The sequence below is a fragment of the Ramlibacter paludis genome, assembly GCF_022012305.1.
Taxonomy (GTDB): Bacteria; Pseudomonadota; Gammaproteobacteria; order Burkholderiales; family Burkholderiaceae_C; genus Ramlibacter; species Ramlibacter paludis.
Map to the genome: position 1 here is coordinate 40,244 of NZ_JAKLTM010000010.1, position 25,357 is coordinate 65,600.

The following is a 25,357-nucleotide window of genomic DNA, read 5'->3' on the forward strand; positions in this document are numbered from 1 at the left end:
AAAGCCATGAAGCTCACGCTCTTCACCGACTACAGCATGCGCGTGCTGATCTACCTGGCCGCGCGGCCGGGGGAGCGCGCGACCATCGCGCAAGTCGCGGGCGCCTACGGCATCTCCGAGCACCACCTGGTGAAGGTGGTCCACTTCCTCGGCCAGGCGGGCTGGCTGCGCAACGTGCGCGGCAAGGGCGGCGGGCTGGAGCTGGCCCAGGAGCCGGACCAGATCGTGCTCGGCGAAGTCGTGCGCGCCACGGAGGGCGAGGCGGCGGTGGCCGAATGCTTCGGCCCCGACCACGGCAACTGCTGCATCGAGCCCGCCTGCCGGCTGCGCGGCGTGCTGCGCGAAGCAGTGGCCGCGTTCGAGGCCGTGCTCGATCGCTACACGCTGGCCGACGTGTCCGGCAACAGGAAACAGCTCGCGCAGCTGCTGTTCTTCCCGCGGGCCGCATGATGGACGCGCCCTTCGCCTATGCAGGGCCGCCGGAGCTGCTGCCCGTCACGATGAAAGCGCTGCAGGGCGTGGTCGATCCGGAAGTCGCGCTCGACATCGTCAACGTGGGACTGGTCTACGGCGTCACCGTCGAAGCCGGCCGCATGGACGTGCACCTGACGATGACCTCCGCTGCCTGCCCGGTGGCGGACGTGATCGTGTCGGAAGTGGAGGACGCCCTCGACGCGGCCTTGCCGCCCGAACTGAAGATCCACGTCGAACTGGTCTGGGAGCCGCCATGGTCGCCGCAGCGCATGAGCCCGCGGGCTCGCGCCTTCATGGGCTGGTGAGCGCACGCGGCGCCGTCGCCGCGGTGCTCGTCGTGTCCGTCGCCGGTTCGCTGCTTGCCGGCATGGCCGGCGGACTCCTGCGGGTGGGAGTCGCCACGACCAGCGCGGACTGGGTGGGCCGCGCCGCCCTCGCCCACGCCGCCCTGATGCTGTGCGGCTTCATGGGCACGGTGATCGCGATCGAACGCGCGGTGGCGGCGAAGCGGCGCTTCGCCTGGAGCGTGCCGCTGCTCTCCGGTGCCGCCGGGGTGCTGCTGCTGCAGGGCGCGGACGGCCTCGCCGGAACCTTGCTGGCCCTGGCGGGCCTGGCCTTCCTCGCCGTGAACCTGCAGTTGCTGCAGCGCCAGCGGGCGCCCCACACGGTGCTGCTGCTGGCCGGCGCCGGTGCCTGGTGCGCCGGCAACCTGCTGTTCGCGGCTGGCGCCGGTCCGGCTGCGGTGCTGCCTTGGTGGTTCGCCTTCCTCGTGATGACGGTGGCGGCGGAACGGCTGGAGATGACTCGCCTGATGCGGCGGCGGCCGGCGGCGCAGCCACTGCTCGTGATCGTGCTGGCCTTGCTCCTGCTCGGCGCCGCGCTGTCGGCGGCGTGGCCGGCGGGCGGCGGCGTGCTGTTCGGTGCCGCCTTGCTGGCGCTGGCCGGCTGGCTGTTCACCTTCGACATCGCCCGCCGCACCGTGCGGGCGCAAGGCCTGCCGCGCTACATGGCCGTCTGCCTGCTGGCCGGCTATGCCTGGCTGGCCGCCGGCGGCCTTGCCTGGGCGGCGACCGCGCTGGGTGCGCCCGCGCGCGACCTCGCGCTGCACGGCCTCGGCCTCGGCTTTCTCTTCAGCATGGTCTTCGGCCACGCGCCGGTGATCCTGCCGGCCATCGCACGCGTCAAGCTGCTGTTCGGCCGCTTCTTCTACCTTCCGCTGGCCGCACTGCACGCCTCGTTGCTGCTGCGCCTGGCCGGCGGCCTGTTCGATTTCGAGGCGCGCCGCGCCGGTGCCGTCTGCAACGCACTGGCGCTGGCCCTCTTCGCCCTGACCCTCGCAGCGTCCGCCCTTGCCTGGCGGCGCCGCCATCCCGCATGAAGCCATTCCTCCGCATCGAAGAACCCCCGCGCCCCGCGCCACCGCAAGGCTTCGCCTTGTGGCAACTGGGCTTCCGGCCCCTCTACCTGCTGGCGAGTTCCTTCGCGGCGCTGTCGATCCTGCTGTGGGCGCTGCAGTTCACGGGACACCTGGCGGCGCCCTACCTGCCCGGCGCGCTGTGGCATGCCCACGAGATGCTGTTCGGCTTCACGCTGGCCGTGATCGTCGGCTTCCTGTTCACCGCGGGCAGGAACTGGTCGGGCCAGCCCACGCCCACCGGCAGCCTGCTGGCCGCCTTCTGTGCGCTGTGGCTCGCCGGCCGCGTGCTGGTGCTCACGCCCTGGGGCTGGGCCTCCGCGATCGTGAACGCGGCGTTTCCGCTGGCTGCGGCGATCGCACTGGCGATTCCCTTCGCGCGCGCGGGCAACCGCCGCAACTACTTCTTCGTCGCGCTGCTGGCCCTGCTGGCGGCGGCGACGCTGGCCGTGCACCTGAACCAGCTGGGAGCGATCGCGCTGCCCGCCTGGGCGGGCATCGGCCTGGCGCTCGACGTGGTGCTCTTCATCCTGTGCGTGATGGGCGGGCGGGTGATTCCCATGTTCACCAACAACGGCGTGCCCGGCGCGGGCGCGCAGCGGCGCAACGGGGTGGAGCGGCTGGCGCTGGGCGCCGTGCTGGCACTGCTCGCGGCCGACGCGCTGCGCGCGCCCGCCTGGCTGCTGGCCGCGATCGCCGCCGCGGCCGCGGCCGCGCACCTCGCGCGCTGGCTGCTGTGGCAGCCGTGGAAAACCTTGCGCACGCCGCTGGTGTGGGTGCTGCACCTGGCCTATGCCTGGATCCCGGTCCACCTCGCGTTGCGGGCCCTCGCCGCGATGGACCGGATTCCGCCGTCGGCCGCTACGCACGCACTGACCGTGGGTGCGGTCGGCGGCCTGGTGATCGGCATGATGACCCGCACCGCGCGCGGCCACACCGCGCGGCCCCTGCGCGCCGACGACTGGGACACCGCCGCTTACCTGCTGGTGGCGGCCGCTGCCTTCGTGCGCGTGCTGCTGCCGCTGGCGCAGCCGGCCTGGCTGCTGCAGGCGGTGCTCGGTTCGGCCCTGCTCTGGTCGACCGGCTTCGCCCTCTACACGGTGCGCTACTTCAATGCATTGACCCGCCCGCGCCTCGACGGCAAGGCGGGCTGACCCACGACAGGAAATGACGACGATGGACAGACCTTCAGCAATGGAACAGGCGCGCGCCTCCGGCCTGCAACCCTGGAACTTCGGCGGACGCACCTTGCTGCCCGTGGTGCAAGGCGGCATGGGCGTCGGCGTCTCCGCCGGCGGGCTGGCCGGCACCGTGGCTTCCTTCGACGCGCTGGGCACGATCTCCTCGGTCGACCTGCGCCGCCTGCATCCCGACCTGATGGAACGCACCGGCGAGCTCGAGGGCCCCGAAGCCAAGGCGCTGATCGACGCCGCCAACGGCGAGGCGCTCGCCCGCGAGATCGCGCGCGCCCGCGACCTCGCGCAGGGGCGCGGCCTCGTCGCGGTCAACGTGATGCGCGCCCTCGACCAGTACGCGACCTACGTGCGGCAGGCGCTGGAAAGCGGCGCCGACGCGCTGGTGGTGGGCGCCGGCCTGCCGCTGGACCTGCCGGACCTGGCGCGCGACTTCCCGCGGGTGGCGCTGGTGCCCATCCTGTCCGACGCCCGCGGCATCCAGCTGCTGGTGCGCAAGTGGGAGAAGAAAGGCCGCCTGCCCGATGCGATCGTGATCGAGCATCCGCGGCTGGCCGGCGGTCACCTGGGGGCGGCAAAAGTGGAAGACCTGAACGACCGGCGCTTCGACTTCGACGTCGTGCTGCCGGAAACGCTGGCCTTCTTCCGCCAGGCCGGCCTGGAAGGTCGCATTCCGCTGGTTGCAGCGGGTGGGATCTCCTGCCGCGAAGACATCCTGCGGCTGCAGGGGCTGGGCGCCGCCGCGGTGCAGCTGGGCACCGCCTTTGCCGTCACCAGCGAAGGCGACGCCAGCCTGGCATTCAAGCAGGTGCTGGCCGGCGCGCGGCCCGAAGACATCGTCGAATTCACCAGCGTCGCCGGCCTGCCCGCCCGCGCGGTGCGCACGCCCTGGCTGGACAAGTACCTGCGCCTGCAGGAACGGATGCAGGCGCACGCCCACGCCAAGGCGCACTGCACGATGTGGTTCGACTGCCTGTCCACCTGCGGCCTGCGCGACGGCAAGGCCGCCTGGGGCCAGTTCTGCATCGACAAGGTGCTTGGCCATGCGCTCGCCGGGGACGTGCGCAAAGGCCTATTCTTCCGGGGTGCGGGACGGCTGCCTTTCGGCAGCGAGATCCGTCCGGTGCGCGATCTGCTCGCCTGGCTCTCCGGCAACCTGCCCGTCAACACCCCCGTGGAGGCCACATCCCCATGAAGCGCGATCCTTCCTCGACCCGCCTGCCGGCGCTGCCGCTCCAGCCGATCAGCCAGGACGTGCTGCACGAGAAGTACCTCAAGCCCGGCGAGACCAGCGAAGCCGACCTCATGCGCCGCGTCGCCCGCGCGCTGGCCGGCGTCGAGGCCGAGCCGCTGCGCGTGCAATGGGAGCAGCGCTTCTTCGACAACCTGCAGGCCGGCGCGATCGGGGCGGGCCGCATCATGAGCGCGGCCGGCACCCCGCTGGAAGCCACCCTCATCAACTGCTTCGTGCAGCCGGTCGGCGACAGCATCCAGGGCCGCGACGACGAAGGCTTCCCGGGCATCTACGAAGCCTTGCGCGAAGCGGCCGAGACCATGCGGCGCGGCGGCGGCGTGGGCTACGACTTCTCGCGCATCCGCCCGCGCGGCGCCGACGTCAAGGCGACCGCCTCGCTGGCGTCGGGCCCCTGCAGCTACATGGACGTGTTCGACCATTCCTGTTCGACGGTGGAGAGCGCCGGTGCCCGGCGCGGCGCGCAGATGGGCGTGCTGCGCATGGACCACCCCGACGTGCTGGAGTTCATCACCGCCAAGCGCACGCCGGGGCGCTGGAACAACTTCAACGTCTCCGTGGCCGTCGGCGACGATTTCATGCGTGCCCTGCAGGGCGGCGAGGACTGGGCCCTGGTGCACAAGGCGAAGCCGGGGGCCGCACTGCTCGCGCAGGGCGCGCACCTGCGCGAGGATGGTGCGTGGGTGTATCGCACGCTGCCGGCGCAGCAGTTGTGGGACACGGTGATGAAGTCGGCCTACGACTTCGCCGAACCGGGCATCCTGTTCGTCGACACCATGAACCGCGACAACAACCTGCGGTATGCAGAGAAGATCACGGCGACCAATCCCTGCGGCGAGCAGCCCTTGCCGCCCTACGGCTGCTGCGACCTCGGCCCGATCGTCCTGCCGCGTTTCGTTCGCCACGCCTTCGGGTTCGGCGGCACCGCGGACTTCGACTTCGAAGGTTTCGCGGCGGCCACCGCCGTGCAGGTGCGCGCGCTCGACAACGTGCTCGCGCTCACGCACTGGCCCCTGCCGCAGCAGGACGCCGAGTCGCGCAGCAAGCGCCGCATCGGCGTCGGCTTCACGGGCCTGGGCAATGCGCTGGCCATGCTGCGCCTGCGCTACGACCGGCCCGAGGGGCGCGACATGGCCGCGCGCATTGCGCGCACCATGCGCGATGCCGCTTATGCCGCCTCGGTGGAACTGGCGAAGGAAAAGGGCGCCTTCCCCCTGTTCGACGCGGCGAAGTACCTCGAAACCGGCACCTTCGCCAGCCGCCTCGACGAGCCGTTGAAGGAGCAGATCCGCCGGCACGGCATCCGCAACAGCCACCTGCTGTCGATCGCGCCCACCGGCACGGTGAGCCTCGCCTTCGCCGACAACGCCTCCAACGGCATCGAGCCGCCCTTCTCCTGGACCTACAAGCGCAGGAAGCGCGCCGCCGAGGGCGGCACCACCGAGTACGTGGTGGAGGACCACGCCTGGCGCCTCTTCCGTTCGCTCGGCGGGGACACGGCGAAGTTGCCGGCGTGGTTCGTCTCCGCGCTGCAGATGCCGGCGGCCGACCACCTGGCGATGATGGAGGCGGTGCAGCCCTTCATCGACAGTGCCATCTCGAAAACGGTGAACGTGCCGGCCGATTACCCGTATGCCGACTTCCAGGGCCTCTACCTGGAAGCATGGCGCGCCGGGCTGAAGGGGCTGGCGACCTACCGGCCCAACGAGATCCTGGGCGCCGTGCTGACGACGGACGAGGCGAAGCCCGAAGTGGAACGGCGCCAGGCCGACCCGATGCGGGCCATGATCGAAAGCCGTCCCAAGGGCCAGCTGCCGGCCGTGGTGGAGAAGGTCGAATACTGGACCCAGCAAGGCCGGCAGACGCTGTACATCGTCGTGTCCTTCCTGCCGGTCGCCGGCGGCCGCGAGCGCGCCATCGAGTTCTTCATGCCGGTGGGACAGAGCGGCGAGTCGCAGCAGTGGATCACGTCCAGCATGCGCATGCTGTCGCTCGCGGCGCGGGGCGGCTTCCTCGAACGGGCGCTGGCCGACATGCGCAAGGTGGCCTGGGACCGCGGCCCGGTGCGCCTGGGAACGCATGCGCGGCCCGACGGCACGCCGGTGCCGATGTGGCACGACTCGGAAGTCGCGGCGATCGCCTACGCCATCCAGAACATCATCGCGCGGCGCAACGGCGAGCCGGTGGCGCAGCTGGTGACGCCGTCAGCGCCCGCCGCCACGGAGCCGGCCACGATGGCGGGCGCCAAGTGTCCCGAATGCGGCGCGCACGCGATGATCCGCAAGGACGGCTGCGACTTCTGCACGCAGTGCGGACACGTGGGGGCCTGCGGTTAGGTGAGGCGCAGGTTGATGGGAACCAGCGGCGCCGGCAGTTCCCGCTCTCCCAGGGCCTCCAGCAGGTTGATCTCGATCTCGCGGCACAGCGCATCCAGCGGCAGGTGGTTGTCGGCCAGCCCGAAGGGATCCTCGATCTCGTCACCGAGCGCGTCGAGGCCGAAGAAGGTATAGGCCACGATGGCGACCACGAAGGGCGTCATGAAGCCGACCATGTCCACCAGCCCGAAAGGCAGCAGGAAGCAATAGAGCCACGCCGTGCGGTGCAGCAGCAGCGTGTAGGGAAAGGGGATCGGCGTGTTCTTGATGCGCTCGCAGCTGGCCGCCACGGCCGCCATCGCGGTGAGCGACTGGTCGAGGTCCGCCGCCAGCGGTGCGTCGAGGCGGTGCGCGCGCAGTTCGCGGCCCAGGGCGGCGCCCATCTCGCGCAACAGGTACTCGCTGCCGCAGCGCACCGCGCCGAAAGCCCGCGCCTCGTCCACGCCCAGCAGCCGCTGCACGTCGGGCGCCGCGTCGCTGCCGCGCAGCTGGTGGCGCAGCGTGGAGGCGAAGGCGATCGTGCGCAGGATCAGCGTGCGGCGTGGATCGTCGACGTCCTGCAGGCGCGCCGGCGCCTCGTAGTGCAGCAGCGTCTGCACTTCGCGCGCGAAGCTGCGCGAGCGGTACACCAGGTCGGCCCACAGCTTGCGGCCTTCCCAGTAGCGGTCGTAGGCGGCGTTGTTGCGAAAGCCCAGGAAGATCGCCAGCGCCAACCCGATCAGCGTGAAGGGCACGGTCGTCAGCGTGATCTTCCACTGGTAGACGAAGCCGTGCGTCAGCGTGACCAGCAGCGCCACGCCGGTCACCACCGCCAGCTCCCAGGCAATGTGCGGCAGAACCGAACCGCGGATGATGTAGAGGAGTTGCGCCCCGTGCGGACGCCCGCGGACGATCACAGAGCCAGCTCGTATTCGACGGTGATGGGCGCGTGGTCGGAAAAGCGCTCGGTCTTGTAGATGGCTTCCCGGCGCGCCAGTTGCGCCAGGCCCGGCGTGGCCAGGTGATAGTCCAGGCGCCAGCCCACGTTCTTCGCATAGGCCTGGCCGCGGTTGCTCCACCACGTGTAGCAGGCCTCGGTGGTGTCCGGCTGGAGGTGACGATAAACGTCGACCAGGCCGGTTTCGGTCAACAGTTTTGTCATCCAGGCCCGTTCCTCCGGCAGGAAACCGCTGTTCTTGCGGTTGCCCTTGAAGTTCTTCAGGTCCTTTTCCTGGTGGGCGATGTTGACGTCGCCGCACAGGATGAACTCACGCTGTTTCTTCAGCGCGACAAGATAGGGATCGAGTTCGTCCAGGAAGCGGAACTTGGCCTGCTGCCGGTCTTCGCCCGAGGAGCCGCTGGGAAAGTAACAGCTGATGATGGACAGCTTGCGCTGCGGCGTGTCGAAGCGCAGCTCCACGTAGCGGCCTTCCAGGTCGAATTCCTTCGAGCCGTAGCCGACGATCACCTCGCTCGGCTCGTGGCGGGTGAAGGCGCCCACGCCCGAGTAGCCCTTCTTCTCGGCAAAGTGGAAATGCCCGCGCAGGCCGGCCAACGCGTCGTACTTGCCTTGCACGTCGGCCGCCTGGGCCTTCACTTCCTGCACGCAAATACAATCCGGGCTGTGTTGGGCCAGCCAGGCTTCCACGCCCTTGCTGTGCGCGGAGCGGATGCCGTTCAGGTTCAGGCTGGTCAGTTTGAACAAGGAATTTCCCATGGTGAACGGTGCCGGCCAGGACGCCCTGGCGCAGGATTTCGTGGAGTTCGCGGTGCAGTCCGGCGTCTTGCGCTTCGGCGAGTACAAGATCAAGTCGGGCCGTCTCTCGCCCTATTTCTTCAACGCCGGCCTCTTCGACGACGGCGCCAAGCTCGGGCGGCTGGCCCAATTTTATGCAAAGCGCATCCTGGCTTCCGGCGTCGAATTCGACATGCTGTTCGGGCCCGCCTACAAGGGCATCCCGCTGGCGGCTTCGGTGGCCGTCGAACTTGCGCGGCTGGGACGCAACGTCCCTTATGCCTACAACCGCAAGGAAGCCAAGGACCACGGCGAGGGCGGCAACCTGGTCGGCGCCCCGGTGCGCGGCAGGGTCCTGATCATCGACGACGTGATGTCCGCCGGCACGGCCGCCCGCGAATCGATCGCGTTGATCCGGGCGGCCGGGGCGACGCCGCATGCCATGGCCGTCGCCCTGGACCGGCAGGAAAAGGCCACGGAGAACGGCCAGGACGTGCCGTGGAGCGCCGTGCAATATGTCCGTGAAAAATTGGGCCTGCAGGTTTGCACCATCGCCACCCTCGCCGACCTGCTGCAGTATCTGCAGGTGCATGCCGGGGACGAACTGGGCACGCATCATGCAAAGGTGTCGGCATACCGGGATCGCTACGGCGCCGGTTGAACCAGGAGGGATCATGCGCGGACGGTTGGCGGTGGGGGCAGCGGTTGTGGGCCTGGCCTTGGCCTCGGGCAGCGCTTGGTCCCAGTCCGGCATCTACACCTGCGTCGATGCCAAGGGCAAGCGCTGGACCTCGGACCGCTACATCCCCGAATGCAGCGACCGCGAGCAGAAGCTGATGGGATCCACCGGCACCGTGCGTGCCGTCGTCCCGCCCACGCTGACTGCCAGGGAGCGGGAAGACCAGGAAGCCGCCGCCAAGAAGGCGGCCGAGGAAGCGCAGAAGCGCAGCGAGGAAAGGCGCGTCCAGCGCGCCCTGCTTTCGCGCTATCCGAATCGCGCCAGCCATGACATCGACCGCGGCAAGGCGCTGCAGTCGGTGGACGACTCGGCCCGCGCCGCGCAGCACAGCATCGACGAACTGCGCAAGCAGCGCGCCCAGCTGGCCACCGAGCAGGAGTTCTACAAGGACGCCTCCAAGATGCCGGCCAAGCTGAAGCGCCAGATCGAGGAAAACGAACAGTCGGTCGCCGCGCAGAAGCGGTTCCTGGCCAACCAGGAAGAAGAGCGCAAGCGCCTGAATGCGCGCTTCGACGAGGAACTGGCGACGCTCAAGAAGCTGTGGTCGCCCGCGCCCCCCGTGGCAGCGGCGGAGCCGCCGGCGTCGGCGGCGGTGAAGCGCTAAGGTTTGTCATTCCCGCCCAGGCGGGAATCCAGAGCGTCCGCTTTCGGTTCAGATCCCGAGCTTCTTGCGCAACAGGTCGCCCACCTGCTGCGGATTCGCCTTGCCCTTGCTGGCCTTCATGGCCTGGCCCACCAGTGCGTTGAAGGCCTTGTCCTTGCCGGCGCGGATCTGTTCGACGTTCGCGGCGTTGGCGGCGATCACCTCGTCGACGATCGCCTCCAGCGCGCCGCTGTCGTTCATCTGCTTCAGGCCCTTGGCCTCGATGACCGCGTCGACGTCCTGGCCCTCGCCGCTCCACAGCGCCTCGAACACCTGCCGCGCGGCGTTGTTCGACACCGTGCCGTCGGCGATGCGCTTGATCAGCGCACCCAGCGTCGCCGCCGGAACCGGCGCCTGCTCGATCGCCAGGTCACCCGCATTCAGGCGCTTGGACACCTCGCCCATGATCCAGTTGCTGGCCAGCTTGGCCTGCCCGCTCGCCTGGGCGGCCTCCTCGAAATAGGCGCCCATCGCCTTGCTTTGCGTCAGCGTGGTGGCGTCGTACTCCGGCAGGCCGTAGTCCTTGACGAAGCGCGCCGCCATCAGGCGCGGCAGCTCCGGCATCTCGCCCTTCACCCGCTCCACCCACTCGGGCGCGATCACCAGCGGCGGCAGGTCCGGATCGGGGAAGTAGCGGTAGTCCGCCGCGTCTTCCTTGGTCCGCATCGCGCGCGTCTCGCCGGTGTCCGGATCGAACAGCACGGTGGCCTGCTGGATCGCGAGGCCGTCCTCGATCTGCTCGATCTGCCAGCGCACCTCGAAGTCGATGGCTTCCTTCATGAACTTGAAGGAGTTCAGGTTCTTGATCTCGCGCCGCGTGCCGAGCGGCCCGCCCGGCTTGCGCACCGACACGTTGGCGTCGCAGCGGAAGCTGCCTTCCTGCATGTTGCCGTCGCAGATGCCGATCCAGGTGACGATCTTGTGCAGCTCTTTCGCGTACGCGACCGCTTCGTCCGACGATCGCATGTCCGGCTCGGTGACGATCTCCAGCAGCGGCGTGCCGGCGCGGTTCAGGTCGATGCCCGACTGGCCGATGAAGTCCTCGTGCAGCGACTTGCCCGCGTCTTCTTCCAGGTGCGCGCGCACCAGCCGCACGGACTTCTTCTCCTCACCGAGATAGAACTCCACGCTGCCGCCTTGCACCACCGGGATCTCGTACTGCGAGATCTGGTAGCCCTTGGGCAGGTCGGGATAGAAGTAGTTCTTGCGCGCGAAGATGCTGCGCGGCGCCACGTGCGCGCCGATCGCGAGGCCGAAGCGGATGGCGCGCTCGACGGCGCCCTTGTTCATCACCGGCAGCGTGCCGGGCAGCGCCAGGTCCACCGGCGCGGCCTGCGTGTTGGGCTCGGCGCCGAAGGCGGTCGGCGCGCGGCTGAAGATCTTGCTCTCGGTGGAGAGCTGCGCGTGGGTCTCGAAGCCGATGACGACTTCGTAGCCTTGGACGAGTTTCGCGGTGCTCATGTCAGAAGCCCTCCGGCTTGCGGAGGTGGAAGTCGGTCGCCTGCTGGAACTGGTGCGCGGCGTTCAGCAGCCGGCCTTCGGCGAAGTAGTTGCCCAGCAGCTGCAGTCCCACGGGCATGTTGCCCGCGCCGAAGCCGACCGGGATGCTCATTCCGGGCAGGCCCGCCAGCGATCCGGGCAGCGTGAAGATGTCGGCCAGGTAGTCGGCCAGCGGATCCTTCCCATGCTCGCCCAGCTTCCAGGCCACCATGGGAGCCACCGGGCCCGCGATCAGGTCGCATTGCTTGAACGCATCCTGGAAGTCGTCGGCGATCATGCGGCGGATCTTCTGCGCCTGCAGGTAGTAGGCGTCGTAATAGCCGTGCGACAGCACGTAGGTGCCGATCATGATGCGGCGCTTCACTTCGTCGCCGAAGCCCTCGGCGCGCGACTTCTTGTACATGTCCAGCAGGTCGCCGTGCTGCTTCGCGCGATGCCCGAACTTCACGCCGTCGAAGCGCGCAAGGTTGGAGCTCGCCTCGGCGGGCGCGAGGATGTAGTACACGGGGATCGAGAGCTCGGTGCGCGGCAGCGAGATCTCCACCAGCTTGGCGCCCAGCTTCTCGTACTGCTTCAGCGCGGCATCGATGGCGGAGCGCACGTCCGCGGCCAGGCCTTCGCCGAAAAACTCCTTGGGAACGCCGATGCGCAGGCCCGCGATGGAAGCGCCGAGTTCGCGCGTGAAGTCTTCCGCCGGCGTGTCGAGCGAAGTCGCGTCGCGGTCCGGGTCCGGCCCGCAGATCGCGGACAGCAGCAGCGCGGCGTCTTCGGCGGTGTGCGCCATCACGCCGGCCTGGTCCAGGCTGGAAGCGAAGGCGATCATGCCGTAGCGCGACGCGCGGCCGTAGGTGGGCTTGATGCCGGTGATGCCGCAGAAGGCGGCCGGCTGGCGGATCGAGCCGCCCGTGTCGGTGGCCGTGGCCGCCGGGGCCAGGCGCGCGGCGACCGCCGCGGCGCTGCCGCCCGAGGAGCCGCCGGGAATGCGGCTCGTGTCCCAGGGGTTCTTCGCCGGGAAGTAGGCCGAATTCTCGTTGGCCGAGCCCATCGCGAACTCGTCGCAATTGAGCTTGCCCAGGGTGACGGCGCCGGCTTCGGCCAGCTTGCGCACCGCGGTCGCATCGAAGGGCGAGCGGTAGTCTTCCAGCATCTTCGAGCCGGCGGTGGACGCGAAGTCCTTCGTGACGAAGATGTCCTTGTGCGCGATCGGCACGCCCAGCAGCGGCGCGGCCTCGCCGGCGGCGATGCGCGCGTCGGCCGCGCGCGCTTGCGCCAGCGTCACTTCGGCATCGGTCGCGAGGTAGGCGCCCAGGTCGGCGTACTTCTGGCTGCGGGCCAGGAAATGCTGCGCCGCCTCGACCGCGGAGACTTCCCTGGCCTTCAGCTTCGCGGCCAGCGCCGCCACGGAAAGGTCGTGCAGGCTCATTCGATCACCTTCGGCACCAGGAACAGGCCGCGCTCGACGGCGGGCGCGCTCTTCTGGTTGGCTTCGCGGTCGATCGCTTCGCTCGCCACGTCCTCACGCAGGCGCAAGGCGACCTCCTGGATGGCGGCCACGGGGTGCGGCAGCGGCTCGATGCCGGTGGTGTCGACCGCGCGCATCTTCTCGACGATGTCGAAAAAGCCGTTCAACTGGGTCAGCATGCGCTCGCTCTCTTCGGGGCGGAGCTCCAGCCGCGCCAGGTTGGCGATGCGGCTGATGTCTTGTGCGTTCAGGGACATGTTTGGAAGTCAATATGCGCAGAGTGCGGCGCCATAACAGGATGTAACCACGCGCGGGGGCCGCGCACGGGGGTCCGGCACAGGGGATCAGGTATTATCCCGCCTTCGGCGTGAGGAGCTCCGCCGCCCCGTGCAACGGCCGCGCCACGCGGCCGCTTTCACAGAAGAAACAAGGATTTCGCCCATGTTCGGAGCATTCCGACGCTACCTGTCCACCGACCTGGCCATCGACCTGGGTACGGCCAACACCCTGATCTTCGTGCGCGACAAGGGCATCGTCCTGGACGAGCCGTCCGTGGTGGCGATCCGCCATGAAGGCGGCCCGCAAGGCAAGAAATCGATCCAGGCCGTGGGCCACGAGGCCAAGGCCATGCTCGGCAAGGTGCCGGGCAACATCGAGGCGATCCGCCCGATGAAGGACGGCGTGATCGCCGACTTCACCGTCACCGAGCAGATGCTCAAGCAGTTCATCAAGATGGTCCACCCCCGGTCCGTCCTGAGGCCCAGCCCCCGCATCATCATCTGCGTGCCCTGCGGCTCCACCCAGGTGGAACGCCGGGCCATCCGCGAGTCGGCCCTGGGCGCCGGCGCCAGCGAGGTCTACCTGATCGAGGAACCCATGGCCGCGGCCATCGGCGCCGGCCTGCCGGTCTCGGAAGCGTCGGGCTCGATGGTGGTCGACATCGGCGGCGGTACTACGGAAGTTGGCGTCATCTCGCTGGGCGGCATGGTCTACAAGGGCTCCGTGCGCGTCGGCGGCGACAAGTTCGACGAAGCCATCATCAGCTACATCCGCCGCAACTACGGCATGCTGATCGGCGAGCCGACGGCCGAAGGCATCAAGAAGCAGATCGGCTCCGCCTTCCCCGGCAGCGAGGTGAAGGAAATGGAAGTCAAGGGCCGCAACCTGTCGGAAGGCGTGCCCCGCAGCTTCACCATCTCCTCGAACGAGATCCTGGAAGCGCTGACCGATCCGCTGAACAACATCGTGTCGGCCGTCAAGAACGCGCTGGAACAGACCCCGCCGGAACTGGGCGCCGACATCGCCGAGCGCGGCATGATGCTCACCGGCGGCGGCGCGCTGCTGCGCGACCTCGACCGCCTGCTGGCGGAAGAAACCGGCCTGCCGGTGCTGGTGGCCGAAGACCCCCTGACCTGCGTCGTGCGAGGCTGCGGCATCGCGCTGGAGCGCATGGAACGGCTGGGTTCGATCTTCACCAGCGAATGACTCGTAATGACAGAATGACGCCTGCTGCGCAGGCATGACGCGGGCTGCGCCCGGCATGACAATGCGGTTTGGTCATTCTGTCATTGAGCGAAGCGAAGTCATTCCGTCATGCCCTTAGGCACCCTCGACCGCACCCCGCCACCCTTCTTCAAGCAGGGCCCGTCAGCCCTCTCCAAGCTGATGGTGTGCAGCGCATTGGCGCTCTTCCTCATGGTCGCGGACACCCGCTTCCGCATCACGCAGCCGGTGCGCTCCGCAGTCGCGATGGTCGTCTTCCCGGCGCAATGGCTGGCGATGCGGCCCGTGCTGGCGGTGCGCTACGTCGGCGAATACTTCGGCGGCCTGCACCAGGCCCGCACCACTGAAGAAGAAGCCCGCCGCAAGCTGATCCTGCAGGCGCAACGCGCCAACCAGGTCGAACAGCTCACCATCGAGAACGCCCAGCTGCGCAAGCTGCTGGCGCTGCGCGAGCGCCTGAACACGCCGTCGATCGCGGCCGAAGTCCTCTACGACGCCGCCGATCCCTACACGCGCCGCGTGATCATCGACAAGGGCCTGGCCCAGGGCATCGCCCCCGGCTCGCCGGTGATCGACGAGTCCGGCGTGCTCGGCCAGGTGACGCGCGTGCATCCGCTGATCAGCGAAGTGACGCTGGTGACGGACCGCGAGCAGGCCGTGCCCATCATCAACACCCGCACCGGATCGCGCGGCATTGCCTATGGCGACGCCGGCGCGCACGGCACGGGCGGCCTCGAGCTGCGCTACATGGCCGCCAACGCGGACGTGCAGCCGGGCGACCTGCTCACCACCAGCGGCGTCGACGGCGTCTACCCGCCCGGTATTCCGGTGGCCAAGGTGGAGAAGGTCGAGCGCCGTGCCGATTCGGCCTTCGCCCGCATCGCCTGCAACCCGCAGGCGCTGGTCGACGGCGCCCGCCACGTGATGGTGCTCAAGCCGCTGCTGGCGCAGATCCCGCCGCGGCCGCAGCCGGAAGACGCGCCGCCCACGCCGGCCAAGCGCGGCGCCAAGGGACCCAAGCCATGATCATGCGTCCCGGGCAGGCGCTGCTGCTGCCGGCCAATCCCCTCTTCATCTGGTTCAGCCTCATCTTCGCGATGATGCTGAACATGCTGCCGGTTGGCCGGCTGCCCTGGATGCCGGACTTCCTGGCCGTCGGCCTGGTGTTCTGGAGCGTCCACCAGCCGCGCCGCATCGGCGTGGTCGCGGCCTTCCTGTTCGGTCTCGCCATCGACGTGCACCAGGCCTCCCTGCTGGGCCAGCACGCGCTGGCCTACACGACGCTGAGCTTCTTCGCGATCACCATCCACCGCCGCCTGCTGTGGTTCAAGGTACCGTCGCAGGCGGTGCAGGTGCTGCCGCTGTTCGTGGCGGCGCATGCGATCGAGGTGGCGATCCGTTTGCTGGCTGGCGGGGCCTATCCAGGCCCGACCCTCCTGCTGGCGCCCGTGTTGGAAGCCGCGCTGTGGCCTGTCGTGAGTGTTCTTTTACTGTTGCCACAACGCAGGGCGCCCGATCCGGATGAAAATCGCCCCTTGTGACCGAACTTAGAAACGTCGAACAAGACCTGTCGCGTTTCCGCGGCCGGATCCTGGCGGCCAGCGCGGCGGTGCTCGTCTGCTTCCTGCTGCTGACCGCGCGCCTGGTCTACCTGCAGGTGGTGCGCCACCAGGACCTGGACGAGCAGGCCGAGGCCAACCGCACGGCCATCGTGCCCATCGTTCCCAACCGCGGCCTGATCCTCGACCGCAACGGCATCGTCCTCGCGACCAACTACTCGGCCTACACGCTGGAGATCACGCCCTCGCGCCTGGTCCGCCCGCTGGACCAGGTGGTCGACGAACTCGCGCAGGTGATCGAGATCCAGACGCGCGACAAGCGCCGCTTCAAGAAGCTGCTGGAGGAAAGCAAGAGCATCGACTCGCTGCCGATCCGCACCAAGCTCACCGACGAAGAGGTCGCGCGCTTCGCCGCGCAGCGCTTCCGTTTCCCCGGCGTGGAAATCAAGGCGCGCCTGTTCCGCAACTATCCCTGGGGCGAGCTCGCCAGCCACGCCATCGGCTACATCGGCCGCATCAACCAGTCTGAGAAGAAGCAGATGGAGGACTGGCCGGAAGACGAGCAGTCCAACTACCGCGGCACCGAATACATCGGCAAGCTCGGCGTGGAGCAGAGCTTCGAGCAGCAGCTGCACGGCGTGACCGGCGTCGAGCAGGTCGAGACCTCGGCCGGCGGCCGGGCGGTGCGCAAGCTGGCCAGCACGCCCGCGACGCCGGGCAACACGGTGAAGCTGGCGCTCGACATCAAGCTGCAGAAGCTGGTCGAGGACCTGTACGGCGACCGGCGCGGCGCGATGGTGGCGCTGGACCCGAAGACCGGCGAGATCCTGGCCTTCGTCAGCAAGCCCACCTTCGACCCCAACCTGTTCGTCGACGGCATCGACCAGGAGAACTGGTCGCTGCTGAACGATTCGCTCGACAAGCCACTGCTGAACCGCGCCCTGCGCGGCACCTATCCGCCCGGCTCGACCTACAAGCCTTTCATGGCGCTCGCCGCCCTGGAGACCGGCAAGCGCCGGCCCGAGCAGGCGATCAGCGACCCGGGCTACTTCTGGTTCGGCAACCACAAGTTCCGCGACGACAAGGAAGGCGGCCACGGCACCGTGGACATGTACCGCTCCATCGTGCAGTCGTGCGACACCTACTACTACATCCTCGCCAACGACATGGGCGTGGACCTGATCCACGAGCAGTTGTCGCACTTCGGCTTCGGCGAGATCACCGGCATCGACATCCAGGGCGAATCGCGCGGCCTGCTGCCGTCGACCGAATGGAAGCGCAAGGCCTACCGCAAGGCGGAGCAGCAGAAGTGGTATGCCGGCGAAACCATCTCGCTGGGCATCGGCCAGGGCTACAACAACTTCACCATGCTGCAGATCGCCAACGCGACCGGCACCGTGGCCAACGCGCAGGGCGCGCGCATGAAGCCGCACCTGGTGAAGGAAGTGATCGACGTCACCAGCCGCGAAATCAAGCCGGTGGCGCCGGAGCAGATGGGCCAGCTGACCGCCAAGCCGGAGAACCTCGCCATCATCCGCAAGGCGCTGGTGGGCGTGAACATCGAGGGCACCTCGGCCGCCGCGTTCAAAGGGGCGGCCTACTCGAGCGGCGGCAAGACCGGTACGGCGCAGGTGCTGACCATCGCGCAGGGCGCCAAGTACAACGCCTCGCAGCTCGACGAGCGCCACCGCGACCACGCGCTTTACATGGCCTATGCGCCGGCCGAAGACCCGAAGATCGCCATCGCGATGGTGGTGGAGAACGCGGGTTTCGGCGCCGCCAACGCCGCGCCGATCGCGCGCCGCGCCTTCGACTACTACCTGCTCGGCCTGTACCCCAGCGAGGAAGACATGGCCGCAGTGCGCCAGGGCAAGGCCACCACGCCGATCGGCACGCCGCGCCAGGCGGCCGATGTGGCCTGGCCGCTGCCGGGCAACAACGGGGCCGGCGGCGCCCAGCCCGCGATGCCGGCGGCCTCGTCGGCCTCGGCGGCGCTGGCGTCCGCCTCGGCTGCGTCCAGGCCCGCTTCCGCCGCCCTGGCATCGAGCAAGCCCGCCTCCGCGGCAGTGGCCGTTGCGGCGGCAACGGTGCCGACCGAAGCGGTCCGGCCCGTGACCTCGACCAGCATCCATCCGGCGTATGCACAAGCAGTGGCCGCCGCCCAGGCGGCGAGTGCGGCCGCTTCCGCGCCCGCAGCGCCTGCCTTGCCCGCGCCGGTGCCGGCTCCGGTGGCTTCGGCGCCGGCAGCACCTCCTTCGCGCCCGGCTTCCGCCGCGCACGCCGCGGCTAGCGCGAAGAAACGTTAGCCAGCAGCCACGGCCCGACCGCATCGGGCAGGTCGAAGATGTGGCCCGGGAAGCTGCCACCCGGAAAGCCGCAGTGCCCGCCGTGCTCGGGCTGCCAAAGCGTCACATAGCTTCCCACTTCGCGCGCCTTGGGCAGGCTCTCCGGCGGGATGAAGGGGTCGTTGCGCGGGTTCACGGCCAGCGCCGGCACCCGGATGCTCTCCAGGTGCGGCAGCGCCGAAGCCTGGGTCCAGTAGTCGGTCGTGCTGTTGAAGCCGTGCACCGGCGCCGTGAACACCTTGTCGAATTCGTAGATGTCGCGCACGGCCACCATCGCCTCGCGGTCGAAGATGCCCGGGTGGTCGTTCCACTTACGCAGCGCCTTGGGCTTGAGCACGCGCAGGAACATCGTCGTGTAGACCAGCCGGTTGAAGCCGCGGCCGATGGCGTGGCCGGCGGCGATCATGTCGAGCGGCGAACAGACCGACGCGATGGCATCGACCAGCCGCGCCGCGTCTTCCTGCACTTCGCCGGCCCAGCGCATCAGCGCATTGCCGCCCAGCGACACGCCCACCGCGACGATGGGGCCAGCATGCCGCTCGCGCAGCCGCTTCAGGATCCAGTCGACCTCTTCGTAGTCGCCCGAGTGGTAGGCGCGCGGGGCCAGGTTGAGCTCGCCGCTGCAGCCGCGGAAGTGCGGCACCACGTAGCGGATGCCTTGTGCCGCGGCGAAGTCGGCAAAGGACTCGGCGTAGTGGCTGTGCGACGAACCCTCCAGGCCGTGGAAGAGAACCAGCAGCGTGTTGCTGCGCACCGGCGCGGTCAGCCAGTCGAGGTCGAGGAAGTCACCGTCGGGCGTGGTCCAGCGTTCGCGCCGGTACTCGGGCGTCGGACCCCGGGTGCGCCGCGACCACAGCGCCGGCCAGATGGTCTGGGCGTTTCCGCCGGGCAGCCACCAGGGCGCCCGGTAGGCCTGCATCGCGGGCGTCAATGGAGCACCGACGGCGCGTCGGACACTTCCTGGATCTCGCTCGTCGTTCCAGGGCTGGCATGGTGGGCCACCAGGCGCCAGCCCTGCGCCGTGCGGTGGTAGACATTGGTGGCGATCACCCAGGCTTGCGTCGGGCCCTTGGCCGTCAGCACTTCCACGCGCTCCAGCACGTTGTGCACGCTGCTGGCCATGGATTCGGTCTTGCGCACCCGCTCGGGCCAGGCCCGCACGGCGCCGCCGTTGGCGAACATCGCCTCGAAGGTCGCGCGAATGGCGGTGGCGCCCACCACGCGCGGCCCGCCGGGGTGGATGCAGAAGATGTCGTCCTCGTCGGCCCAGCAGGCCATCAGCTTGTCGATGTCGCCGTTCTGCAACGCTGCATAGAAGGCGGCTTCGATGTCGTCTGCATCGCCTTCGAGGCTGGCGGCCTGGAGCTTGGACTTGCGCATGGGTTGCGGCGATTGTGCCAAGAATCTTCAGCGCAGCCAGTCGCGCGCGATCGCTTCTGTGTCGCCCTGCGACGCCTGCCACACCAGTTCCGGCGCGGCGACGTGGATGCCGGGCGGCGCATGCCGCAGCGACGCCGCCAGCAGTTGCGCCACCTTCGAAGCCCTCGGCGGCTGTTCGCTGGAAGGAATCATGTACTGGAAGACGCCCAGCATCCAGTGCGCGAGCCGCGCCGGCACGTGCGGGTGGCGGACCGCGCCCGGCGCCTGCGCCGACCGCAGCAGCAGGAAGCGGTCGAATCCCAGGGCAGCGACGGCCTGTTCGTCCAGGGTGGCCAGTCCCCGCTTCAAGGCCTCGGGCAAGCGGCCCGGCGCATGCGGCAGCACCACGGCCAGCGTGCGGACGTCGCCGGCGCGCAGCCAGCGCGCCAGGGCGACGAGTTGCTCCGGCGTGGGTGTCCACAGCGCGCGCTCGCGGTCGTAGAACAGGCGCGGCGGGTCGAACAGCACCACCGCCACGTCCGCGGCGGCCGCCGGCCAGTCGGCCGGATCGTCCGAAGGCACCACGCGGGTCTGCACGCCGCGCAGTCCATCGCGGATCGGCTCGCGCGCCAGCACTTGGGTGGAGCCGTACCCGTCCGATCCGACCAGCCGCCGCAACACTTCGTTGCCGAGGGCGCCGGTGGCACCAGCGATGAGCAGCCGCGGCTTGGCCACGGAAGGGCTGCGACGGGCGGCGGCCTGCAGCACTTGAAGCGGGTCCTGAACCATCCCATCTATGCTACCGTTGCGCCCGATTCGCCTAGGAAGGATGGTTCGAAGAATGAAAAGATGGCTGTTGATCCTGGTGTCCGTGCTGGCCCTGTCCGGCTGCGGCTACAACGAATTCCAGAAGCTCGACGAGCAGACCAAGTCGGCCTGGAGCGAAGTCCTCAACCAGTACCAGCGGCGTGCCGACCTGGTGCCCAACCTGGTGGCCACCGTCAAGGGCGAGGCCAGCTTCGAGCAGGACACGCTGACCAAGGTGATCGAGGCGCGCGCCAAGGCCACCGCGGTGCAGGTGACGCCCGAGACGCTGAACAACCCCGAGGCCTTCCAGAAGTTCCAGCAGGCGCAGGGCGAGCTGTCCAGCGCGCTGTCGCGGCTGCTGGTGGTGAGCGAACGCTACCCGGACCTGAAGGCGAACAAGGCGTTCAGCGACCTGCGCGTGCAGCTCGAAGGCACCGAGAACCGCATCACGGTGGCGCGCAACCGTTACATCCAGGCCGTGCAGCAGTACAACGTGCTGGCGCGCAGCTTCCCGACCAACCTGACGGCGATGGTCTTCCACTACGAGCCCAAGCCGAGCTTCACCGTGCAGAACGAAGCGCAGATCTCCGTTCCGCCCTCGGTGGACTTCAGCAAGCCGATGGCCGCGCCTTCGCCCAGCGCGCCGGCCAGCACGACCCTGACCCGTTGATGGTTTGAAGCGCGCCCTCGCCCTCCTCCTGCTCGCCGCCGCCTGGCTGCTCGTGGCGGCGCAGGACGTGCTGCCCGTGCCGGCGCTCACCGCGCGGGTGATCGACCAGACCGGCACGCTCGACGCTATCCAGCGCCAGGGCCTGGAAGAAAAGCTGGCGGCCTTCGAGCAGAAGAAGGGTTCGCAGATGGTGGTGCTGCTGGTCCCCACCACGCAGCCGGAAGACATAGCCAGCTACGCCAACCGCGTCGGCAACGCCTGGAAGATCGGGCGCAAGGGCGTGGGCGACGGCATCCTGGTGATCGTCGCCAAGAACGACCGGGCGGCACGCATCGAAGTCGCCAAGACGCTCGAAGGCGCGGTGCCCGACCTGGCGGCCAAGCGGATCATCGACGACGCGATGCTGCCGCGCTTTCGCGCCGACGACTACGCGGGCGGCCTGCAGGCCACGGTGGACCAGCTGATCGCGCGCGTGACCGGCGAAGCGCTGCCCGCGCCGCCGGCGCCGACCCAGGCGCAGCGGCCCAGCGCCAAATCCGGCTTCGACTGGTTCGACCTGGCGATCTTCCTGTTCTTCGCCGTGCCCATCGCCGGCGGCGTGCTGCGCGGCATCTTCGGCCGCAAGCTCGGCTCGCTGGTCACGGGCGGCGGCGTCGGCTTCATCGCGATGCTGATCACGTCCAGTATGGTGGTGGCCGGCATCGCCGGCTTCATCGCGCTGCTGTTCTCGCTGCTCTCGGGCGGCGGCGGCATGCTGGGCGGCGGCCGCCGTGGCGGGCCGGTGTTCCTGCCGGGCGGCTTCGGCGGCGGCGGGGGGGGTGGCTGGGGCGGCGGCGGCGGGGGCGGCGGCGGTTTCAGCTCCGGCGGCGGCGGCGATTTCGGGGGCGGCGGCGCCTCGGGGAACTGGTGATGCTGCAACGCCTGAAACGCATCTTCCGGCACCGCTGGCTCGACGAGGCCGATACGCGGCGGGCGATTCCGCCGGCCCTGTCCGAACAATTGGCGCGCCGCGTGGCCGCCAGCGAACGGCGCCACTCCGGCGAGGTGCGCTTCTACATCGAAGCCGGCCTGCCCATGAGCTACCTCTGGCAGGACCTGACGCCACGCGATCGCGCCGTGGCGATGTTCAGCAAGCTGCGGGTGTGGGACACCGCGCAGAACAACGGCGTGCTGATCTACCTGCTGCTGGCCGAACACGCCATCGAGATCGTGGCCGACCGCGGCCTCGATGCCCACGTCGGCCCGCAGCAATGGGCCGAGATCGTCGGGCGCATGGGCGCTGCCTTCAAGGAAGGCCGCTTCGAGGACGGGCTGACGCAGGCGCTGGAGGAGGTGTCGGCGCTGCTGGTGCAGCATTTCCCGGTGGACCCGGGCGCGCCGAACGCGAACGAGTTGCCGGACGAGCCGGTGCTGGGCTAGGAGCCTGGGCGGCAGAGAAACGGGCCGAGGCTCCTAGTCCTTCACTTCGCCGTTCGGCTTGAGCAGCACCATGCTCACGTAACTGCCGCCATGCCGGAAGTTCGGCTTGAACTCCACGATGTAGCCGCCGGCATCGTAGTGCCCCAGCCCGGAAAGTGAACGGTGCAGCGACGCGCGCGTGAGGCCCGGGCCGGCGCGCTTCATGCCCTCGACCATCACCTTGGCGGCGATGCACGACTCGAGCGCGGTGACCGACATCGTTTCCTTCTGCCCCGAAGCCGTCCAGGCCTCGTTGCACTCGCGCACGACCGGCACGGTGTTGGAACGCGGGGTGGGCACGGTGATCGACATCGACACGCCGGTGGCCGCCGGACCGAGCGCCTTGGCGAGCTGCGTGGCGCCGGCGAAGGACAGGCTGGTCACCATGTAGGCCTTGTTGGCCGCCTTCAGCCGCTTGATCATCTGCGCGGCGGGCGCGTACAGCGTGGTCACCACCAGCACGTTGGGATCGGACGCGACCACCGCGTTGAAGTTGGCGTCGGTGATGTCGGCGTTGCGCTTGATCGCCACCGATACGGGCTGCTTGTTGAATTTCTTCAGCACCTCGGCCACGGTGTCGAAGTTCTGCTTGCCCACCGGGTCGTCGTAGTGCAGCACCGTCACGCGGGTCGAGCCCAGGTTGCCCCAGAAGTTGACGATCTTCTCGATCTCGTCCGCATAGGTCGAGCGCACGGTGTAGACGTACTCGTTCTGCTTGCGGATGGTGTCGGCGCCGGTGAAGGGCGCGAAGAACGGCACCTTGCCCTCGGCCACGGCCGGCATCGCCGGGATGCTGAGCGTGGACGAGGCATAGCCGAACAGGGCGACGACGTTGTCCTCGGTCACGAGCTTCTTCGTGTTCTCGGCCGACAGCTTGGTGTCGTTCTTGTCGTCCAGCGTCACCAGCTTCAGCTTGGCTCCGTTAACCCCGCCCGCGTCGTTGACCTTCTTGAAATAGGCGAGCGCGCCGTTGCGGATGTCGTTGCCCAGTTCGGCGTTGCCGCCGGAAAGCGGGGCCGACTGGCCGACGACGATGTCGGCCGCCCACGCGGACGCCGTGGCCGCAAGAAGCAGCAGGGAAAGCAGGATGCGCATTGTTTGTCTCCGGACAAGAGATTAAGCCCGGCAGTGGGCGCCTGCCACCGGGTGGGACCCTTAGGGCTGCTGCCTCAGCCGTTGTAGGCGCACGCTGCCAGCAGCTTGCGGCGCGCGGGCAACCTGGCGCGGCCGCGGCCCGGGAGAATCGAGCGCCATGAAAGTCGAATGGCCTTCGGTGCTCTGGATCGCCCGCCACGGGCAGAGCGCCGGCAACGTGGCGCGCGACGCGGCCGAGGCCGCCGGGCTGGCGCTGATCGATATCGAGTTCCGCGACATCGACACGCCGCTGTCGGACCTGGGCATGGAGCAGTCGCGCGCCCTGGGCCGGTGGTTCGCGCAACTGCCGGCCAACGAGCGACCGGAGGTCGTGCTGTGCTCGCCCTACATCCGCGCGCGCGACACGGCGCGGCTGCTGCTGGAGACGGCCGGCATGCAACCGGGCAAGCACGTGCGCATGCGCATGGACGAACGCCTGCGCGAAAAGGAATTCGGCGTGCTGGACCGGCTCACGCGCTTCGGCATCAAGGAGAAGTATCCGGACCTCGACCACCAGCGCGGCCACGTCGGCAAGTTCTACTTCCGCCCGCCCGGCGGCGAAAGCTGGTGCGACGTGATCCTGCGCCTGCGGAGCCTGACGGAGATGATCACCCGCGAGCACGCCAACGAACGCGTGCTGGTGGTTGCGCACCAGGTCATCGTGAACTGCATGCGCTACCTCATCGAGAACCTCGACGAGGCGCAGATCCTTGCCATCGACAAGATGGGCGACGTGCCCAATTGCGCCATCACGTCGTACCGGCGCGACCACGCAGCGGATGCGCTGGCGCTGGACCTGGTGAACTTCATCGCGCCGCTGCAGCAATCCGGTGCGCCGGTCACGGCGGCGCCCGACGTGCCGGCCGCGCCCAAGCCATGAAGTGCGTCGCCGTCGACGAGGCGCTGCTGCGCGCCTGGCCCTTGCCTGCGCCGGACGGCGACGGCGACAAGGAAAGCCGGGGCCGCGTGCTCGTGATCGCTGGCAGCCGCGAAATCCCGGGTGCCGCCGTGCTGGCAGCGACCGCGGCCTTGCGCGCCGGCGCCGGCAAGCTGCTGGTGGCGACGCCCGCGTCGGTCTGGCAACTGGTGGCCGCCGCCCTGCCCGAAGCGCGCGTCATTGCCTTGCCCGAAAGCAAGGACGGCGGCGTGGAGCCCGAAGCCGTGGACCTGGTCGCGTCCTGCGCGGACAGCACGGCCTGCGTGCTCGTGGGCCCCGGCATGATGGGCGAGGCCACGACCGCCGCATTCGTGGAGGGCCTGTTGCCGCGTTTCCGCAATTCCACCGTGGTGCTCGACGCGCTGGGCATGGAATGCGTGCGCGGCGGCAAGCGCTTCAGCCAGCCGGTCATCCTGACGCCGCATGCCGGCGAGATGGCGCACCTGACCGGCGACGAGAAGGAAGACCTGCAGTCCGACCCGGTGGCGGCTGCCGTGCGGCATGCCCGCGAGTGGCAGGCCGTGCTCGCGCTCAAGGGCGCGACGACCTGCATCGCGGCGCCCGACGGCAAGGCCTGGCGGCACGAGTCCAGGACTCCAGGGCTGGGCACTTCGGGCTCGGGCGATGTGCTGGCCGGCCTGATCGCGGGGCTCGCCGCGCGCGGCGCCACGCCGGAGCAAGCGGTGGTGTGGGGCGTTGCGCTGCATGCGCGCGCGGGCGAGACGCAGGCGCTGCGCACGGGCAAGGTGGGCTACCTGGCGCGCGAACTGGCGGCGGAAGTGCCCGCGTTGCTGGACCTGCTCGGCCCTTAGGCTGGGC

General features: G+C 69.2%; 26 protein-coding genes. 17 read left to right on the forward strand and 9 right to left on the reverse strand.

Features of this window, described 5'->3' with window-relative positions; translation table 11 throughout:
• Positions 1-6: 6 nt before the first annotated feature.
• The 6 genes from LZ009_RS23810 to LZ009_RS23835 are packed head-to-tail and all read left to right on the forward strand — an operon-like array spanning position 7 to position 6,669.
• Complete coding sequence (locus tag LZ009_RS23810; RefSeq protein ID WP_275700487.1) at positions 7-450, forward strand: RrF2 family transcriptional regulator; 444 nt, start codon at positions 7-9, stop codon at positions 448-450.
• On the forward strand, positions 450-779 hold the full coding sequence (locus LZ009_RS23815) for a metal-sulfur cluster assembly factor (RefSeq protein WP_275700488.1): 330 nt from the start codon (positions 450-452) through the stop codon (positions 777-779). Before LZ009_RS23810 ends, LZ009_RS23815 begins: the two co-directional genes overlap by 1 nt.
• Entirely contained in the window at positions 776-1,852 is a 1,077-nt protein-coding gene (locus LZ009_RS23820) for a hypothetical protein (protein ID WP_275700489.1), read from the forward strand. Before LZ009_RS23815 ends, LZ009_RS23820 begins: the two co-directional genes overlap by 4 nt.
• Complete coding sequence (locus LZ009_RS23825) at positions 1,849-3,042, forward strand: NnrS family protein (RefSeq protein ID WP_275700490.1); 1,194 nt, start codon at positions 1,849-1,851, stop codon at positions 3,040-3,042. Before LZ009_RS23820 ends, LZ009_RS23825 begins: the two co-directional genes overlap by 4 nt.
• Before the next feature lie 40 nt (positions 3,043-3,082).
• Positions 3,083-4,276: an NAD(P)H-dependent flavin oxidoreductase gene (locus tag LZ009_RS23830; protein WP_275700550.1), complete on the forward strand. Its 1,194-nt coding sequence runs from the start codon at positions 3,083-3,085 to the stop codon at positions 4,274-4,276.
• Entirely contained in the window at positions 4,273-6,669 is a 2,397-nt protein-coding gene (locus LZ009_RS23835) for an adenosylcobalamin-dependent ribonucleoside-diphosphate reductase (protein ID WP_275700491.1), read from the forward strand. Before LZ009_RS23830 ends, LZ009_RS23835 begins: the two co-directional genes overlap by 4 nt.
• Here the strand turns inward: LZ009_RS23835 and LZ009_RS23840 are convergent.
• Both LZ009_RS23840 and LZ009_RS23845 read right to left on the reverse strand, forming a co-directional pair.
• Complete coding sequence (locus tag LZ009_RS23840; protein WP_275700492.1) at positions 6,666-7,604, reverse strand: bestrophin family protein; 939 nt, start codon at positions 7,602-7,604, stop codon at positions 6,666-6,668. The genes LZ009_RS23835 and LZ009_RS23840 overlap by 4 nt on opposite strands.
• The gene (locus tag LZ009_RS23845; protein WP_275700493.1) at positions 7,601-8,392 is read right to left on the reverse strand and encodes an exodeoxyribonuclease III; all 792 of its coding nucleotides are present in this window, start codon (positions 8,390-8,392) and stop codon (positions 7,601-7,603) included. The genes LZ009_RS23840 and LZ009_RS23845 overlap by 4 nt, the downstream gene beginning before the upstream one ends.
• A gap of 10 nt (positions 8,393-8,402) precedes the next feature.
• Between LZ009_RS23845 and pyrE the strand changes: the two genes are divergently transcribed.
• Both pyrE and LZ009_RS23855 read left to right on the forward strand, forming a co-directional pair.
• Entirely contained in the window at positions 8,403-9,083 is a 681-nt protein-coding gene (gene pyrE / locus LZ009_RS23850) for an orotate phosphoribosyltransferase (RefSeq protein ID WP_275700494.1), read from the forward strand.
• A gap of 13 nt (positions 9,084-9,096) precedes the next feature.
• Positions 9,097-9,765, forward strand: coding sequence for a DUF4124 domain-containing protein (locus LZ009_RS23855; RefSeq protein ID WP_275700495.1), 669 nt, complete (start codon positions 9,097-9,099; stop codon positions 9,763-9,765).
• Positions 9,766-9,813: 48 nt separating this feature from the next.
• On the opposite strand, the gene gatB is transcribed toward LZ009_RS23855, so the two are convergent.
• From gatB to gatC, 3 genes are read right to left on the reverse strand one after another with little or no spacing between them, the layout of a single operon-like run.
• Positions 9,814-11,265: an Asp-tRNA(Asn)/Glu-tRNA(Gln) amidotransferase subunit GatB gene (gatB, locus tag LZ009_RS23860; protein ID WP_275700496.1), complete on the reverse strand. Its 1,452-nt coding sequence runs from the start codon at positions 11,263-11,265 to the stop codon at positions 9,814-9,816.
• 1 nt (position 11,266) lies between these two features.
• Positions 11,267-12,727, reverse strand: a complete 1,461-nt coding sequence (gene gatA / locus LZ009_RS23865) for an Asp-tRNA(Asn)/Glu-tRNA(Gln) amidotransferase subunit GatA (RefSeq protein WP_275700497.1) — start codon at positions 12,725-12,727, stop codon at positions 11,267-11,269.
• Positions 12,724-13,023, reverse strand: a complete 300-nt coding sequence (gatC, locus tag LZ009_RS23870) for an Asp-tRNA(Asn)/Glu-tRNA(Gln) amidotransferase subunit GatC (protein ID WP_275700498.1) — start codon at positions 13,021-13,023, stop codon at positions 12,724-12,726. The genes gatA and gatC overlap by 4 nt, the downstream gene beginning before the upstream one ends.
• Before the next feature lie 184 nt (positions 13,024-13,207).
• Here gatC and LZ009_RS23875 point away from each other — a divergent pair, with 184 nt between their 5' ends.
• The 4 genes from LZ009_RS23875 (at position 13,208) to mrdA (ending at position 18,134) form a co-directional block, all read left to right on the forward strand.
• Entirely contained in the window at positions 13,208-14,251 is a 1,044-nt protein-coding gene (locus tag LZ009_RS23875; RefSeq protein ID WP_275700499.1) for a rod shape-determining protein, read from the forward strand.
• Positions 14,252-14,359: 108 nt separating this feature from the next.
• Entirely contained in the window at positions 14,360-15,295 is a 936-nt protein-coding gene (mreC, locus tag LZ009_RS23880; RefSeq protein ID WP_275700500.1) for a rod shape-determining protein MreC, read from the forward strand.
• Entirely contained in the window at positions 15,292-15,810 is a 519-nt protein-coding gene (gene mreD, locus LZ009_RS23885; protein WP_275700501.1) for a rod shape-determining protein MreD, read from the forward strand. Before mreC ends, mreD begins: the two co-directional genes overlap by 4 nt.
• Complete coding sequence (mrdA, locus tag LZ009_RS23890) at positions 15,807-18,134, forward strand: penicillin-binding protein 2 (protein ID WP_275700502.1); 2,328 nt, start codon at positions 15,807-15,809, stop codon at positions 18,132-18,134. The genes mreD and mrdA overlap by 4 nt, the downstream gene beginning before the upstream one ends.
• Here the strand turns inward: mrdA and LZ009_RS23895 are convergent.
• Genes LZ009_RS23895 through LZ009_RS23905 form a run of 3 tightly spaced genes read right to left on the reverse strand, consistent with a single transcriptional unit; the run spans position 18,115 to position 20,321 of the window.
• A complete protein-coding gene (locus LZ009_RS23895; protein WP_275700503.1) occupies positions 18,115-19,092 on the reverse strand; it encodes a YheT family hydrolase in 978 nt (325 codons plus the stop codon). The genes mrdA and LZ009_RS23895 overlap by 20 nt on opposite strands.
• Positions 19,093-19,100: 8 nt before the next feature.
• Positions 19,101-19,553, reverse strand: a complete 453-nt coding sequence (locus tag LZ009_RS23900) for a YybH family protein (RefSeq protein ID WP_275700504.1) — start codon at positions 19,551-19,553, stop codon at positions 19,101-19,103.
• A gap of 27 nt (positions 19,554-19,580) precedes the next feature.
• Positions 19,581-20,321 (reverse strand): hypothetical protein, encoded by a 741-nt coding sequence (locus tag LZ009_RS23905; protein WP_275700505.1) that lies wholly within the window; start codon positions 20,319-20,321, stop codon positions 19,581-19,583.
• A 52-nt stretch (positions 20,322-20,373) separates the two neighbouring features.
• Here LZ009_RS23905 and LZ009_RS23910 point away from each other — a divergent pair, with 52 nt between their 5' ends.
• Genes LZ009_RS23910 through LZ009_RS23920 form a run of 3 tightly spaced genes read left to right on the forward strand, consistent with a single transcriptional unit; the run spans position 20,374 to position 22,428 of the window.
• Entirely contained in the window at positions 20,374-21,009 is a 636-nt protein-coding gene (locus tag LZ009_RS23910; RefSeq protein ID WP_275700506.1) for a LemA family protein, read from the forward strand.
• A gap of 4 nt (positions 21,010-21,013) precedes the next feature.
• Complete coding sequence (locus LZ009_RS23915; RefSeq protein WP_275700507.1) at positions 21,014-21,919, forward strand: TPM domain-containing protein; 906 nt, start codon at positions 21,014-21,016, stop codon at positions 21,917-21,919.
• Positions 21,919-22,428, forward strand: coding sequence for a TPM domain-containing protein (locus LZ009_RS23920; RefSeq protein ID WP_275700508.1), 510 nt, complete (start codon positions 21,919-21,921; stop codon positions 22,426-22,428). The genes LZ009_RS23915 and LZ009_RS23920 overlap by 1 nt, the downstream gene beginning before the upstream one ends.
• 33 nt (positions 22,429-22,461) lie before the next feature.
• On the opposite strand, the gene LZ009_RS23925 is transcribed toward LZ009_RS23920, so the two are convergent.
• Positions 22,462-23,562 (reverse strand): ABC transporter substrate-binding protein, encoded by a 1,101-nt coding sequence (locus LZ009_RS23925; RefSeq protein ID WP_275700509.1) that lies wholly within the window; start codon positions 23,560-23,562, stop codon positions 22,462-22,464.
• Positions 23,563-23,719: 157 nt separating this feature from the next.
• On the opposite strand from LZ009_RS23925, the gene LZ009_RS23930 reads away from it, so the two are divergent.
• Positions 23,720-24,481, forward strand: coding sequence for a histidine phosphatase family protein (locus LZ009_RS23930; protein WP_275700510.1), 762 nt, complete (start codon positions 23,720-23,722; stop codon positions 24,479-24,481).
• Positions 24,478-25,350 (forward strand): NAD(P)H-hydrate dehydratase, encoded by an 873-nt coding sequence (locus LZ009_RS23935; RefSeq protein ID WP_275700511.1) that lies wholly within the window; start codon positions 24,478-24,480, stop codon positions 25,348-25,350. Before LZ009_RS23930 ends, LZ009_RS23935 begins: the two co-directional genes overlap by 4 nt.
• The last annotated feature ends 7 nt before the right edge of the window (positions 25,351-25,357 follow it).